General features: G+C 75.4%; 5 protein-coding genes. All 5 read right to left on the reverse strand.

Annotation, left to right across the window (positions count from 1 at the left end; all coding sequences use genetic code 11):
* Positions 1 to 25: 25 nt before the first annotated feature.
* A complete protein-coding gene (locus WA788_RS10985) occupies positions 26 to 1,819 on the reverse strand; it encodes an acyl-CoA dehydrogenase family protein (RefSeq protein WP_335975185.1) in 1,794 nt (597 codons plus the stop codon).
* Positions 1,819 to 3,525: an acyl-CoA dehydrogenase family protein gene (locus WA788_RS10990; protein ID WP_335975189.1), complete on the reverse strand. Its 1,707-nt coding sequence runs from the start codon at positions 3,523 to 3,525 to the stop codon at positions 1,819 to 1,821. Before WA788_RS10990 ends, WA788_RS10985 begins: the two co-directional genes overlap by 1 nt.
* A 5-nt stretch (positions 3,526 to 3,530) precedes the next feature.
* Complete coding sequence (locus tag WA788_RS10995) at positions 3,531 to 5,159, reverse strand: PfaD family polyunsaturated fatty acid/polyketide biosynthesis protein (RefSeq protein WP_443034008.1); 1,629 nt, start codon at positions 5,157 to 5,159, stop codon at positions 3,531 to 3,533.
* 117 nt (positions 5,160 to 5,276) lie between these two features.
* Positions 5,277 to 13,055 (reverse strand): beta-ketoacyl synthase N-terminal-like domain-containing protein, encoded by a 7,779-nt coding sequence (locus tag WA788_RS11000; protein ID WP_335975196.1) that lies wholly within the window; start codon positions 13,053 to 13,055, stop codon positions 5,277 to 5,279.
* Positions 13,056 to 13,160: 105 nt separating this feature from the next.
* On the reverse strand, positions 13,161 to 15,808 hold a 2,648-nt coding region (locus tag WA788_RS11005), incomplete at its 5' end, for an SDR family NAD(P)-dependent oxidoreductase (RefSeq protein ID WP_335975199.1).

Genomic DNA, 15,808 nt, shown 5'->3' on the forward strand with positions numbered 1-15,808 from the left:
GCGTGCGTACGGGTCCTGGTGCGGCTCAGCTGCGGGCCGCGGACAGGTCGGCGGTGCGCTCGGCGAGCGGGAACTGCCAGTGCGAGAAGAGCCGGTTCTCGCGGTGCATCAGCCGCATCACCCGCATCACCTCGTCGGTGTCCGACGCGTCCGTGACCGCCTCGTGCGGCCGCAACCTCCTTCGTAGCCGCTCCAGTTGGAGCAGCAGCAGAGCGGCGTTGGGCAACGGGTCGTCGAGCGCGCCGTGCGAGTGCACGAAGGTGAGCACGCACGCGGCCGCGGCGTGCACCAGGCAGTACTCCTTGACCAGGTCGAACAGCTCCGCGGACTGCGCGTACTCCCGGCCGAGCGCGGCCCGCAGCGCGGCGGTGCGCTCGGCGATCGAGCCGGCGTGGCCGAGGAGTTCGGCGGCGGTGTCGGCCGCGCGCGCCAGCCGGTCCCGCTCCTCCTCCTTGGCCTGCTCGGCCAGGGCGCGCAGCCGCCGTACGCCGTCCGGCGCGGCCAGCACCGCGTCGTCCATGCCGCGCGCGTGCAGCTCCTGCTCCCAGGGCCGGTAGGGCGGCATCGCGCGGTCGATGCCGTAGAGCACCGCGGCGCGTTCGGCGGCGGCCGCCCGGGTCTGCTCCCCCGCGCCCGTCGCCGAGGCGAGCAGCGCCTCCAGCTGGCTGCCGAGGTTGCGCAGGTTCACCACGGTGTTGCCGTCGGCGAAGTTCGCCACCAGCAGGTCGCGCAGCATCTTCTGGTAGACGCCGTAGTGCGGGTGGCCGCGCAGGAAGAAGCGGGCGCCGAGCACCACGCTCAGCTGCGACATCGTCTGCTCCAGGGCCGTGGGCACGAAGTACTTCGCCACCGACGACCAGACGCTGACCTGCTGCGGCACCACCTGGAGCGCGCGGACCGCGCCCAGGCTCACCGCGTCGCACACCATCAGGTCGGCGAAGACCTCGGCCAGCTGGCGGCGGCTGTAGGGGATGTCGCTGACCGCCTTGCCGAGGATGACCCGCCACTCGGTGAAGTCCAGGGTCAGCCGCAGCCCGGTGTCCACCGCGGACAGGGCGATGCTGCTGATCTGGGCGCGGGCGGTCTGGGTGGCCTTGATCGCGATCTCCAGGCCCTGGCCCTCGGCGCCGATCCGCGCGGCGTCGGGCACGAAGACCCCGTCCACCTCGATGCCGCTGATGTCCATCGCCCGCAGTCCGTGCAGCCGTTCGCGCGGCAGCTCCACCACCGAGCCGACCGGTGTCCGCCGCTTCTCCAGTACGAAGATCGAGAAGCCGCCGGGGCCGCCGCGCGCGCCGGTGCGGGCGAACACGCACATGCCGTCGGAGCGGGTGGCGTTGCCGATCAGCCACTTGCCGCCGGTCAGCAGGTAGCCGCCGGGCACCTTCTCCGCGGTCATCTCGTTGGCGAGCAGGTCGCTGCCGTGCCCGCGTTCGGACAGGCCCCACGACAGCCGCAGCCCGCGCTTGACGTCGTCCACGACGCGCTGCTTCTGCTCCTGGCTGCCGCCGATCCATACCGGCATGAAGCTGAGGTTGGTGATGATCAGCGCGGTCGCGGTGGTCGGGTCGCGGCGGGCGATCAGCCGGACGAGGTTGAACTCGGCCTCCACGTCGCCCGCGCGGCCGCCCTGCTCGCCGGGCAGGGCGTACTCCGGCACGCCCCAGCCGCGCAGGTCGCCGACGAACTCGTGCGGGTACTCCTCGCGTTCGTCCAGTTCCATGATCCGGGTGAAGGGCATCCGGGCGGCGGGGTCGTGCGGGTCGCCGAGGTGCGCTTCGAGCCGTGCCGCCAGGGCGGTCAGGTCGGCCTTGGGCATCAGGACTCCTCGCGGTGGGCGGCCAGGCGTACGGGCAGGGCGGTGAAGAGCCGGTCGCCGTCGCGCAGGGCGGCCACGGCGTCGAGTGCGGGCAGCAGCGCGGCGGCGCGGCGGCGGGGGTCGGTGCCGTCGGCGCGGGCGAGCAGGTAGGCCAGCGCGGCGCCGAGCCAGCCGGTGGCGCAGGGCGCGGTGCCGTACAGCGCGGTGTGCCGGTTGGCCGACCACAGGTGGAGGCAGGCCGCGGCAGCGTGCAGCCAGGCGTAGCGCTCGGCGAGGTCGACCAGCGCGTTGGGGTCGGCGCCGGGGCGCCGGGCCTGGCCGGCGAGGGCGCGGAGTTCGTCCACCGCTCCGGTCAACTGCTCGGCGAGCGCCGCGACTTCGCGGTCCTCGGGGCCGTCGCCCAGCGCGTCGGTGAGCACCTGCGCCGCCTGCGGCAGCGCGGCGAGCACCGGGTCCAGGCCGCGGGTGAACAGGTCGAGCCGGGCGGGCTCGTACGGGGGCAGGTCCGCGTCGAGCGCGAAGACCGCGCGCACCGCGTCCGGCTCCGCCGCCCCCCGCTCCTCGATGAGGGTGGGCAACTGGCCCGCGTACGAGCGGAGGTTGGCGAGCGCGCTGGCGTCGATCACCCGGACCACCGCCGAGTCGCGCTGGAGCTTCTGGAAGAGCCCGTCGCGCAGCACCGACCGGGTGGCGAGCACCGACCCGCAGCGGCGGATCAGGTCGTCGGCGGCCTCGGCCACCACGTGCTTGGCGGCCAGCCCCCACACGCTGAACGCCTCCGGCACCACGTGCACCCCGCGCGCCGCCGCCAGCGCGACCGCGTCCGCGGCGAGCAGCGCGGCCGAGGCGACGGCCAGTTCACGGCGGGAGTGCGGCGCCCGGTCGAGCGTGGTGCGGCCGACCCGGCGGGCGGCGGCGAAGTCCAGGCTCAGCCGCAGCGCGGTGTCGGCGCAGCCCAGGCTGCCGGCCATGCTCATCAGCCGCACCGCCTGCTGGGCCTTGACCGCCATCTCCAGCGCCTCGCCCCGCTTTCCGACCAGGGCCTCGCCGGGTACGGGCAGGCCGTGGAAGCGCAGGTAGGCGAAGTCGATGCCGCGCATGCCGCCGGTGCGGGGGGCGGGGTCCCGGGCCAGCTGCCCGGCCGGGGCGCCGGCCAGGTCGAGCAGCACCGCGGTGAAGGCGCCCGGGCCGCGCTCGCCGGTGCGGGCGACCACGTAGACCGCCTCGCAGCGCAGCCCGAGGCCGACCATCCACTTCTCGCCGTACAGCAGGCCGTCCGGGGTGAGCCGGACCTCGTTGGCGAGCAGGTCGCTGCCGTGGCCGGCCTCGGTCATCGCGAAGGCGACGGCGCCGCCGCGGCGCAGGATCTGCGCGGCCCGGTCCTGCTGCGCGGCGCTGCCGTGCAGTTGCAGGCAGGTCGCGGCGATGATGCTGAACATGGTGCCGGGCATCACGTTGACGTCCCGGCGGGCCGCGGCCCGTACCAGGGTCAGGCTGCGGTCGAAGGACTCGAAGGTGCCGCCCCAGGCGCGCGGCAGGTAGTTGAGGTGGAAGCCGGCCGAGCGCAGCGCGTCGCACAGCGCGTCGGGGAAGGCGTCGTGTTCGTCGCGGTCCACGGCGGCCGCGAAACCGTACGGGTTGGCCGGGTCGGCGGGGTCGCCGAGGAGGAGTTCGAGCGCCTCGGGGGTCAGGGGCCTGGTCGCCACCGTCGTCATCGGGTGCCTGCCGGGGAGGAGCCGAGGACGGGGGCGTCCAGCGGGACCGGGCGGTAGTCGGCGGCGGACGGCGGGATGCTCACCCCGGCGGTGCGCAGGTGCGCCAGCCGGGTGTGGAAGGCGGCGCCGCGCATCAGGTGGTGGGCGACGTCGGTGACCCGCCGGTTGCCGGGGGTCTTCAGATAGCTGCCGGTGGTCCAGTCGTTGAAGCTGCCCATGGCCGGGCCGGTCCAGATCTGGTAGTCCGTCACGCGGTCCGGCTCGCCGGTGACCGCCCAGCGCGAGGCCATGCCGAGGTACCAGCGGAAGACCAGCGCCATCTTGCGCTTGGGGCTGCCCGCGGCGCGGGTGAGCTGCTCGGGGTCGCGCCGCTCGAAGTAGCCGACGCAGTCGTTCCAGACGTCCTCCAGCGGGCGGCGGAAGACCTGCTGCTCCAGCTTGGCGCGCTCGGCGGCGGGCAGGTCCTCCAAGCCGTCGTGCGCCTGGTAGAGCTGGTAGAGGCGGCGGGCCCGCATCGGGAAGAGCGTGCCCTTCTTCAGCACCTGGAGTTCGACGCCCATCTCGAACATGTCGGCGGCCGGCGCCATCTCGCAGTCGGCGATGTCCGCCTCGGCGAGCATCGCCTTGGCCGCCGGGGACGCCCCGGACTCCAGGCACGACTGGTTGACCGAGCCGGTCACCACATAGGCGGCGCCCATCGCGAATGCCGCGGCGACCGCGGCCGGGGTGCCGATACCGCCCGCCGCGCCGACCCGCACCGGCGCCGCGTAGCGGTGCTCGTGCTGGACCGCGTCGCGCAGCCGCACGATCGTCGGGAGCAGGGCGGGCAGCGGACGGCGGTCGGTGTGGCCGCCGGAGTCGGCCTCCACGGTGATGTCGTCGGCGAGCGGCACATGGTGGGCGAGGGCGGCCTGCTCCGGTGTGGCCAGGCCCTGTTCGACCAGGGTGCTGACCAGCGCGGCCGGCGCCGGGCGCATGAACCGCTCGGCGGTCTCCGGCCGGGACACCTTGGCGATCAGCCGGTTCTCCGCGACGACCCGGCCGCCCTCGCCGCGGCGCAGCCCGGCCAGCCGGTAGCGCACCACGTGCGGGGTCAGGCCCATGAACGCCGACGCCTCGACGCAGCGCACCTGGTGCCGCAGGAACAGCTCCACCGCCTCCCGCTCCAGCCGGTCCTCGCTGGGGCTGTGGATGAGGTTGACGGCGTACGGCAGGCCGGGGATCTCGGCGGCGAACCGGGTCAGCGCCCGGGCGATGGCCTCCGGGAGCAGTCCGGCGGCGCCGAAGGAGGCGAGGAAGCCCTCCCGGGCCAGCGCCACGACCATGTCGGCGGAGGCGATGCCGCCGGCCATCGCCCCGGCCAGGTACGGCTGCCGGACGCCGTGCGCGGTCAGGAACGCGGCCGAGCCGAGCCGGTGCGGCGGCAGCGGCGGGACGGAGGCGAGCAGCGGCAGCCCGGCGCCGCCGGAGACCGCCGCGCCGCCGGAGACCGCGCCGATGCCGTCGGCGGTGAGGACGATGCTGCACTGCTCGTCGAGGTCGGCCAGGGCCTGGTAGATCCCGGCCGAGTCGGTGCTCGGGTGCCGCTCGCCGTGCCAGCGGAGCGGGATGTCTCGGTGGTCCATGGGGGTGCGGTGCTCCATGGGGGGTCGGTTCTCCATCGGGGAGGCTCCAGGGGCTGTGCGGGCGGGTCCGGTCGGGGGCGGGGCGGGGCCGGTACGGCGATCGGTCCGGTGGGACGGTCAGGCGCCGGGGCGGACCTCGATGGCCACGTCGGCGAGTTCGTAGATCCGCAGGCCCGGCTTCCACAGGTCCGCGTCCGCGATCACCAGCAGCCGGTCCGCCTCGCGGCGCACCTCCTTGATGTGCGCGTCGAACCGCATCTCGCCGTCGTCGCGCAGGATCTGGCCGCGGTACTTCCAGGACGTCTCCACACCCTCGGCCATCGCGAAGCGCGGCCGCTCGATGCCCTCGGCGAGGCCGGTCTCGATGACGAACAGCCGCAGCGCCTGGAGCACCGCCTCCACGCCGAGCGAGCCGGGCATCACCGGGTCGCGGTGGAAGTGGCAGTCGAAGTACCACTCGTCGGGCCGCACCTGGCGGTAGCCGTGCACGTAGCCGGCGCCGTGGCGGCCGCCGTCGGCGACCAGCTCGACCCGGTCCACCAGCGCGAAGTTGCCGCCGGGCAGGTGGAGTTCACCGCCGGCGGGGTCGGTGAAGGCGGGTGCGCCGTCGGGCAGGGCGATCCGGCGGACCCGCTCCTCGGGGACCTGCTCCTGCTCGATCCACGGCGGCACGAAGCGGCCGTTGTCCAGGCCGGCCTGGTTGGCCAGCGCGGCGGCGCTGAAGTAGCCGAAGAGCGACTCGCCGGTGTAGAACACCTCGCCGTCGGCGGACAGTTCGTAGCGGAAGTTCTGGAGCACCGCGCCGGACACCGCGCTGGTCATCAGCAGCGTGGAGGTGTGCCGGATGGTCCGGCCGCGCAGGTCGATGTCCTTGACGAGGGTGGCGCGGCCGTCCAGGTTGCGGATCGCGTACTGCTCCTGCGGCTTGCCGAGGGTGGCGCCGAGGTAGTAGCCGAGGAAGATCGCCGCCTGGAGCGAGGACTCCATGTAGACGAAGTTCGGCATGTACGGCGAGGAGTTCTGCCGGTAGTACCAGGCGTCGGCGGGCGAGTCGTACTCGCAGACCATCACCGAGCCGGGGCTCAGGTCGCCGCGGGTGCCCTCCAGCGACATCACCCGGTCGACGAACTGGAAGGCCCCGTTGGGGATGTACGGCGCCCGGCTGGTGCGGTAGATGTCGAACTCCGGGCCCATCGCGACGCCGAGGTCGCCCTTGGCGGCGTGCGCGAGGTGCATCTCGTTGATCATCGCCGGCTCGCCGGAGCGGTTGGTGCGGCCGAGGAACGCCGGGAAGCCGCCGACCTCCGGGCGGTAGGGGGTGCCCTCCTTCTCGCGGACCTGGAGGCCGAGGTTGCGCATCCGGATCACCGGCTTGTCGCCGAGGTACACCAGGATGTCGGCGACCACCGAGGCGCGCGGCAGCAGCGTCAGCTCCATCACCTCGACCTCGTAGCGGATCTCGCGGTGCTCGGGGGTGATCTGGCCGCGCACCTGCACGTCGATCCGCAGGTCGGTCATGGTCTGGAAGCGGGCGTCGGGCAGGGTGAGGTGCATGCCCTGGTGCAGCAGGTAGATCTGGAGCAGTTGGACGGCGCCCTCGGCCACCAGCGAGCCGGCCAGCACCGGGTCGTCCGGGAAGTGGCAGGCGAAGTACCAGGCGTCCGGCTGGAGTTGCTTGGTCGCCACCAGCTTGCCCAGGCCGCGCGGGCCGCCGGTGCGGTCGACGCGTACGTCGTCGACCATCCGCAGCCGCTCGTCGGGCAGCCGCAGCGCGGGGTTGACGCCCGGGGCCTGGGCGTGGTGCGGGCCGAAGACGTCGCCGGGGCGGCCCTGGGCGAGCAACTCCAGGTCGGCGGCGGTCAGATGGTTCTTCTCGGTGTACGCCAGCGGCTTGAAGTAGCCCGGGGTCAGGGCCGCGCGGGCGGCCTTCTCCTTCTCGGTGATCACCACGCCGAGCGGGGTCTGGAGCTCCTGGCGGCTGAAGAACCCGGCGCAGGCGTCCTTGAGTTCGAGGATCAGCTCGCCGTCGGCGTAGCAGGAGTAGCTGAAGAAGAAGATGGTGGTGTCGCCCTGGTGGACGAAGCGGTCGATGGAGATGTCGTAGCGCAGCGTCTGGCCGGTGCGGGGCAGCCCGCCGCGGAAGATCAGCGAGCTGTCGAGCAGGCGGTAGACGCGCTCGCCCTTGTTCCGGAAGTCGATGCCGAGGTAGCTGACGAGCAGCAGGTCGCACTGCCCGGCCTCGACGGTGACGGCCGGCGGCACCCCGCCGTCCACGGCGTACCAGGCGTCCTGCGGCACGTCGTACTCGGTGGTGATGGTGGCGGGTTCGAAGACGCCCGTGGTGCCCTTCAGGGCGGTGACGCGGGTGACGAAGTGGTACGGCTGCGCGGGCAGCCGCACGCGCTTGGCGTACGTGTCGACGACCGCGAACTCCGGGCCGAAGACCTTGGCGACGGAGCCGGTGGCGAACTCCAGGAGGTCCGCTTCGTCCCAGATCACGCCCGTGCGGACGGGCGCGGGCTCAGGGGTGGGCACGGGCGCGGGCCCGCTGGCGGCGGGGAGGGAGGGGCGGACCGGGGCCGGGTCCACCGCCTGCGGTGCGGAGTGCGGCGGCAGCACGGGGCGGGCCGGGGCAGCCGGGTCGAGCAGCGCCTCGGCGCGGTCCAACGTCGCGGACTGGAGCACCCGTTGGGTCTCCATGACCACCGTGTGGGTGGCGAGCATCTGCGCGCGCAGCTCGCGGATCAGGCCTGCGGCGGGCGTCGGCGCGGAGTCGGCGGCGGTCGGCACCGGCGCCGGAGCGGGTGCCGGGGGCGCCTCCACGGCGGGGGCGTACGGCGCCGGCTCGGCCGGTCCCGCGGGCGCCCACGGCAGGAAGCTGATCGGTTCACCGTCGAAGGCGATGACCTCCGGGTCGGCGAGGGTCGGGTCGGCAGGCATCAGCGCGGGCTCCTCCGGAGGTTCGGACAGGACGGGAACAGTGGGCGGCAGCGCCCCGGCAGCAGATTCGGCGGGCGCGGTCGGTGCCCCAGCGGTTCCGGCCGCCGCGGAAGCCACCGCCGTATCGGCGGGTACGGCCGACTCGGCTCCCGACGCACCCGCCGCACCCGGCACCCCGGAGGTGCGCCGCACCGCACCGGCAACGCCCGGCAACGGACCGGCCTGACCAGTCGCCTCGGCAGGCACGGCCGGTGCGCCGGTCACGCCGGAGGTTGCATCGGCAGGTCCTGCCGACCCACCGACCACGCCGGAAGCCGTGTCCGCTCCCAACGCACCCGACACCCCGGCAACGCCCGGCAGCGCCCCGGCCGTATCGGCAGGCGCAGCCGAGGCGGACGAAGCGGCAGGCACGCCTCCGGCCACGCCAGAGACCGTGCCGGCTCCCGAAGCGCCAGGCGCACCCGACGCCCCGGCAACGTGCCGCGCCACGGCGGCAGTACCCGGCAACGGACCGGCCGATCCGGCCGTGGCGGCCGGCAGCGAAGCGGCGGGGCCGGTCGGTGCGCCGGCGGCTTGCCGCGCCGGCGTCGGGGTAGCGGCGGGCACCGGCACCGCGGCGAGCCCCCGGGCCCGTGCGGCAGGCGCGGCCTCCAGGGTCGTCGCGGCGGCGTGGGCGACGCGGGCGGGGATCGGGGGGCCGCCGCCGACCCGGAAGCGGGCGGCGGCCGCGCGGCGTTCGGCGCCGCGGGAGGGGCCGGGGGCCGGGCCGAGCAGTGCCGTCAGGTCGACCGGGAGGCCGTGGCCGACCAGCCGCGCGACCATCTGCGCGAGGGACTTCGCGGCGGGCACCCCGCGCCGGTCGATGGACGCGGCGACGTGGGGCGCGTCGCCGAGCGTGTCGCGCACCCAGCGCGAGCAGGTCGCGCTGGGGCCGACCTCGAGGAAGTAGCGGAAGCCGCGGTCGTAGGCGGTGCGCACCAGCCGCGGGAAGTCGATCGTCGAGCGCAGGGTGTGGGCGATCCGCCGCGAGATCCGGGTGCGGTCGAGATCGGCGATCGCCGCGTAGTCGTAGGCGCTGAACAGCTCCAGGTCGCCGATGGAGCCGGTGGGGTAGTCGTTGAGCCCGGCGAGGCCGTCGAGTTCGGCGTCCACCACCGGGTTGTGCATGACCACGTTGACCGGGGAGCGTGCCGCGGGGCAGCCCAACTCGGCGATGAGCGCGGCGCACTGGTCCGGTGCGCCGGCGATCACCAGCTCGCCGGGGGTGTTGACGTGGGTGAGGTGCACCCGGTCGTAGCGGGCGAGTGCCTCGCGTACCGGCGGCTCGGCGGACAGCAGCACATGGGTGGACCAGACGTCCTTGTCCGGGGTGCTGCCGGGCAGTTGCCACGCCTCGCGGACGGTGCGGCGCGGGCCGCAGAGCCGGTCGCGGAAGATCGGGGTGCCGCTGATCAGGTCGTCGCGGCGGCCGGCCGGCTGCCAGCCGCCGGTGGCGAAGAGCATGCTGGACTCGCCGAGGCTGTAGCCGAACCCGCCGTGGGCGGTGACGCCCAGCACGTCGCGGACCAGCTCGGTGTAGAGGATGGCGAAGCTGGTACCGGTGGCGAGCATGAACGGGATGTCCTCGCCGAGCCGGGTCTCCAGTTCCATCAGGTCGCGGCGCTGCGGGGCGGCCTGGGTGCGCGGGTAGAGCTGTTCGGCGCGGAGGAGCCGGGCGGGTTCGTCGGCCTGCTCCTCGAACCGGTCGAGCAGCCCGGGGAAGGCGCGGAAGAGGTCGCGGCCGAGGCCGGGGTAGGTGTTGAAGGCGCCCGGGTAGACCAGTGCGACCTTTCCGTCCGGGCCGATCGGCCGGGGGGTGCAGAAGGACCCGGCGGGGGTCGCCCACTCGTCCCCGCGGGCGAGCGTGCCGGGCAGGTCGCCTGCGGCGAGGCGGAGTTGGGCGAGCAGTTCGGCGGTGTCCCGGCCGACGAGCACTGCCCGCAGCCGCCTGCCGGGCAGTTCGGCCGCGGCGGCGCGCGCCAGTTCGTACGGGTCCGCGCCGCCGGCCAGCAGGTCGCGGTGGTGTGCGACGGCGGCGACCAGCGCGTCCGGGGTGGCGGCGCCGAGCGGCAGCAGCAGCGGGCCGCCGGCGCGCTGCCAGTCGCTGGCGGTGACGGCGCCGCGGGTGGCGTCCGCGGACAGTACGAGGTGGCCGTGGGTGCCGCCGGCGCCGATCAGGTCGATCGCGGCGTGGCGGCGGGCGCCCTTGGCGGGGCGCAGCCAGGGCCGGGAGTCGGCAGGGACGTAGAGCGCGGAGGCGGCGAAGTCGGCGGCCAGGTCGTCGGCGGGGCGCTGCCAGCCGCTGGTGCCGGGCAGGTAGCCGTGGTGCAGGCACAGCGCGGTGCGGATCAGCGCGGCCATCGTGGCGGCGCACCCGGCGTCGCCGATCTGCGCCTTGGCGCTGCCGAGCGCGACGCTGCCGGAGCCCGCGGGGTAGACCCGGGCCAGCGCGGCGAGTTCGGCCCGGTCCTGCGCGGCGGTGCCGCCCGCGTGGGCCTCGACGTAGCCGATGTCGCCGGGGGTGATCCCGGCCGCGGCCAGGGCGGCGGTGGCCGCGGCGGCGAGCGGTGCGGCGTCGGCCTCGGGCAGCACGCCGTCGACCGGCGCCGCGTGGCGTACGGCGACGGCGTCCAGGCGGGCGTAGACCGTGCCGGTGCCCTCGCCGGGCCGGGTGACGACGACGGCGCCCGCGCCCTCGCCGATCCGCCGGCCGCGGGCGCCCTCGCCGAAGGTCAGTCCGGCGGTCCGGACGGCGTCGGGGCGCAGCAGCAGGTTCTCCGCGGAGCCGGCCAGGTCGACCGCGCCGACCAGCACCGCCTCGATGCCGGGGTCGAGCAGCAGCAGCCGGGCGATCTCCAGTGCCTCCGCGGTGCCGGAGCCGTCGGCGGAGATGGTGAACGACGGGCCGGTGAGGTTCCACAGCGACGAGATCCGGCTGGCCATCACGTTGCCGATGTAGCTGAGGACTTCGTTGGCGACGATCGGGTCGACCACCGCGTCCCGGCCGGCCGCGGTGAGCGCGGCCCGCTGCTCGTCGGTCAGTTCGACGCCGGCGCGTGCGAACTGCTCGCGCAGGAAGCCGCCGAGGCTGTAGCGGGTGAGCCGGGCGTGGGTGTAGGGCTCGATCTCCATGGCCACCACGACAGCGATCCGCCGCGGGTGCGGGGCGCGGCGGCCGGCGGGGACCTCGCGGCTGAACCCGGCGTCGTGCAGGGCCTCGTCGGCGACCTTGGTGGCCAGCGCGTGCTGGAGGTTGTACGTGCGCAGGTCGGCCGGGGGGATCTTGTGGTCCATCGGGTCGATGCCGACGCCGTCCACGAACGCGCCGTGCGGCAGGTCCTGCGGGCCGATGCCGGCGATCTGCTCCAGCGAGCCGCCGACGGTCTGCTCCAGGCCGCGCCAGCGCCGCTCGGGCAGCGGGACCAGCGCGTCGGCGCCGGTGTGCACGGCGCGTTCGAAGGCGTCCACGCTGTCGAACGCGCCGAAGTGGGCGCCGAGTCCGACCACGTCGAGCGCGGGCAGCGCCACAGGGTCCTGGTCGCCGCCCGCACCGGGCCCGTCGGCCGCGACCGGCTCGGAGAGCAGCACATGGGCGTTGGTGCCGCCGAAGCCGAACGCGGAGACGGCCGCCCGGCGCGGGCCGTCGCCCCGCGGCCAGGGGCGGCCGCTCCTGACCAGCACGCCGTCGCCGACCGCGCCGTCCTTGGAGGTGACCGGCCGTTCGACGCCGATGGTCGGCGGGATGTGCCCGCCGGCCATGGCGAGGATCACCTTGAGCATGCTGCTCAGCCCGGCGACGGTCAGCAGGTGGCCGATGTTGCCCTTGACCGAGCCGATCAGCGGCACCTTGCCGTGCGCGCCGAAGAACGCGGCCACCGACTCGGCCTCGGTGGCGTCGCCGATCGGGGTGCCGGTGGCGTGGCACTCCAGGTAGTCGATGGCGGTCGGGTCGACTCCCGAGCCGCGGTAGGCCAGTTCGTACGCGTCGAGTTGGCCCTCGCCCCGCGGGACCAGCAGGTGCCGGCCGGCGCCGTCGTTGGACAGGCCGATGCCGTCGACGACGGCGTAGATCCGGTCGCCGTCGCGCAGCGCGTCGGCGAGCCGCCGCACCGCGACCATCCCGGCGCCCTGGCCGGTGAGGATGCCGCCGGACCGGTCGTCGAAGGGCTGGCTGAAGCCGTCGGCCGGGTAGGCGCGCAGGTCGGAGAAGGACAGGTGGATGAGGGTCGGGTCGGGGGCGCAGACCCCGCCGGCCAGCACCAGGTCGGCCTGGCCGGCCGCCAGGTGGTCGCAGGCGAGCTTCAGCGCGTACAGCGCGGAGGAGCAGGCCGCGTCCAGCGCGTAGCGGGGGCCGCCCAGGCCGAGCGCGGTCGCGGCCAGCCCGGCCGGGGAGCCGCTGACCCGCAGGTCCGCCGCGTTCAGTCCGGCCGGGTCGACCAGGGCGCGCCGCCCCAGCCCGGCGAGTTCGGGCCGCCCGCTGGCGCGCAGCCCCTCCAGCACCGCTTCCTGGGCCAGCGGCACGCTGACCCGGGCGGAGGAGGGCGTGGGGAAGGAGTAGGCGCCGAGGATCAGCCCGGTGCGCTCGAGCGTCGCGGGCCGGTCGGCGTGGCCGCTGTCGCGCAGCGCCTCGCGGGCGACGTGCAGTGACCAGTGGAAGAGCCGGTCGAGGCGGGAGAGGTGGCCGGGGTCGAGGAGGTAGCCGGTGGGGTCGAAGTCGAAGCCGCTGACGAAGCCGCCCCGACGGCAGTAGATGCCGTGCCGCGGGTCGGCGTCCCCGGCCGCGGGGGCGGGCCCGAAGACCGGTTCGCCCCCGTCCGTGCGGCTGTCCGTACCGGAGTCGAGGTTCTGCCAGAACTGCTCGGGGGTCTCCGCTCCCGGCAGCAGGCAGGAGAGGCCGACGATGGCGTACGTGCTCATCGGAGCTGGGTTTCCCTTCTGGGGTCGGTCGGTCCGGCCGGCAGGCGTGATCGGGGCGCCGGCCGGACCGACCGGGTCAGGCACGTCCGTCAAGGACGCGGGCGGTCAGCTGGTGGCGAACTTGGCCGCGAGCTGCGGGGCGGAGACCACCGAGACCGCGTCGAAGCGGGTCAGCACCAGCCCGTCGGGGGCGCAGGCGGTGACGGTGAGCGAGGCCGCGGTGCCGTGGCCGGCGCCGTCCGCGGCGGGCTCCACCACGACCAGGAACGGTGCGCCGTCCGGCAGCGGGTGGTGCAGGTCGACCCGGCCGATGCCCAGCGGCAGCGCGGCGCTGCCCTGGAAGAGCCGCACCCACACCAGGCCCGCCTGGAGCAGCAGGTCGGCGGTGCCGGGCGCGTACCGGCTGCCGCCGAACGCGCCGCCGGCCGGGCGGTGTTCGGGCAGGGCGCACTCCAGGACCAGCCGGTCCCGCGCCTCGGCCAGCACCCGGCGCACCCCGCGCAGGGACGGGCCGTGGAAGAGGGTGCCGTCGGCGTAGAACCCGGCGGCGTCCTGTCCGCCGCCCAGCGCGGGCAGCCCGGCGAGCGCGGCCTCGGCCGGCTGGGTGCCGGTGTCGACCACGGCCGCGTAGTGCGGCCGCAGGGCGCCGTCGGCGCCGGTCGAGCGGATCGCCGCCCGTACCGCGCCGCCCGCGGGGCTCAGCACCAGTCGTACGGTCCCGGGCTCGCCGCCGTCGAAGACGATGCCCTTGTGCACCGCGAAATCCCGTACCTGGCCGACCGGTACGCCCCCGGCCCGCTCCACCGCGCCGATCGCCCAGCCGAGCGCGACGGCGGCCGGCAGCACCGGGTCGGCGCCGATGACGTGGTCGGTGACGATCGGGTCGGCCGCCAGGCCGGCCAGGGCGCGTTCGACGGTGACCTCGGCGCCGAGCACCACCGCCTCGCGCGCGGACAGCGGGGTGGTCGGGCCGAGCACGGTGACCACGTCGTCGGCGCGCTCGGCGGCGAACTGCTCGGCGAACATCCGCGCCCCGGTGCCGACCGGTATGAGGGTGATGCCGCGCTGCTCGAAGACCGCCTTGATCTCCGGGGAGACCATCCCGCTGTCCCAGGCGCCCCAGTTGAGGGAGGTGACCCGGGCCCGCGGGTGGCGCTGCTTGAAGGCGGACGCCCAGGTGTTCAGCACTTCGTTGGCCATCGCGTAGTCGGACTGGCCGCGGTTGCCGAAGAAGCCGGCGACGGAGGAGAAGAGCACCACGTGGCGCAGCGCGTCCTCGGGCAGCGCGGCGACCACCGAGCGCAGCCCGGCGAGCTTCGGCGCGAGGACCCGCTCGATCTCGGACGCCTTCTTGTTCGCGATCAGCTGGTCGGCGAGCACACCCGCGCCGTGCACCAGGCCGGTGACCCGCTGCCGGTAGGGGGCGAGCGCGGCGGCGGTGGCGGCCGGGTCGGTGATGTCCACGGCGAGGTACTCGGCCTCGCTGCCGGCCGCGCGCACCTGCGCCAGCGTGTCCTGGATCTCGCGGACGGCGACCACGGTGCGGTAGAGCTGCTCGACCCGCTTCGGGGTGGGCTTCTCGCCCGCCGCCTTCAACTCGGCGGCGGCCGCGGCCTTCAGGCCGCCCTCCGGTACGCCGCCCGCCCACGCCGGCTCCTCGCCGAGCGGGGTGCGGCCGAGCAGCAGCAGCCCCGGGCGGTGGCGGCGGGCCAGTTCGGCGACGCAGGAGGCGGTGATGCCGCGGCCGCCGCCGGTGACCACGAGCAGGTCGCCGGCGCCGAGCGGCGCGCTCGCCGTACCGGTGCCGGTCAGCGGCTGGTCGGCGAGGGTCAGGCCGGCCCGCCGGGTGCCGTCGCGTCCCACCTGGACCGGTTCGGCCCCGGCCGCGTGCACCTCTTCCAGGACGGCGGCCGCGGCCGCCGCCGGGTCGAGCGCGGGGGCGAGGTCGACCGAGCGGCAGAACAGCTCGGGGGCCTCCACCGCGAGCGTCTTGACCAGGCCGGCGACGCCGCCGCCGGGTATCGCCTCCTCGGCCACCCCGTGCAGCCCGAACGCGCCGTCGAGCCGGGTGACGGCCACGTAGGCGGCCCGGCCGAACGCGGCGGCCTCGGTGAGCGGTTCGACGACGTGCTTGGCGACCAGCAGGGAGTGCGCGAGCCGCCTGACGCCGTCGGCCCAGTCGCCGCCCGGGGCGGTGAGGTCGAGGACGAGGCTGATCCGGTCGGCGAGGGCCTCCTCGATCCGCGCGGCCAGCTCGGTCACGCCCCAGCTCGCCAGCGCGTGGTCCCGGACGCCCGCCGCGCGCTCGGGCACGCCCGGCAGCCGCAGGACGTGCACCTTCCAGCCCTCGGCGGCCAGCCGCTCGGCGAGCACCGGGGTGAGGTCGCCGCCGTGGTCGACGAGCAGCGCGCCGCCGCCCTGCGGGTAGGCGGCCACGAGCCGGTCCGGGTCGGGCAGCGTGGCCAGGGCCGCCTGGGCCCGGCCGATCCGGCCCCGCGGCTCGGACGGCGCCGGTGTCGGTGCCGGTGCCGGCGTGGCAGCGTCAGGAGCGGCGGCAGGGGCGGGCGCGGCCGGGCCGCTCGCGGCGGAGGCGGGGGCGGCGCCGCCGGTGACGAACCGCACGATGTCGCCCAACGACCGCAGCTCGGCGAGCGCTTCGGGACCCGCGGACGACTCGAACGCGAACCGCTCCTGCATCACGCCCATGATCTCGACCCGTTTGATCGAGTCGATGCCGAGATCCGCCTCGACAT

Source organism: Streptomyces sp. CA2R106 (genome assembly GCF_037034245.1).
In the GTDB taxonomy this organism is placed as follows: domain Bacteria; phylum Actinomycetota; class Actinomycetes; order Streptomycetales; family Streptomycetaceae; genus Actinacidiphila.

Bases quoted from the DNA above. Each gene is read 5' to 3' on its own strand.
- WA788_RS10985 (WP_335975185.1), bottom strand. From the start codon at position 1,819: ATGCCCAAGGCCGACCTGACCGCCCTGGCGGCACGGCTCGAAGCGCAC.
- WA788_RS10995 (WP_443034008.1), bottom strand. From the start codon at position 5,159: ATGGACCACCGAGACATCCCGCTCCGCTGGCACGGCGAGCGGCACCCG.
- WA788_RS11000 (WP_335975196.1), bottom strand. From the start codon at position 13,055: ATGAGCACGTACGCCATCGTCGGCCTCTCCTGCCTGCTGCCGGGAGCG.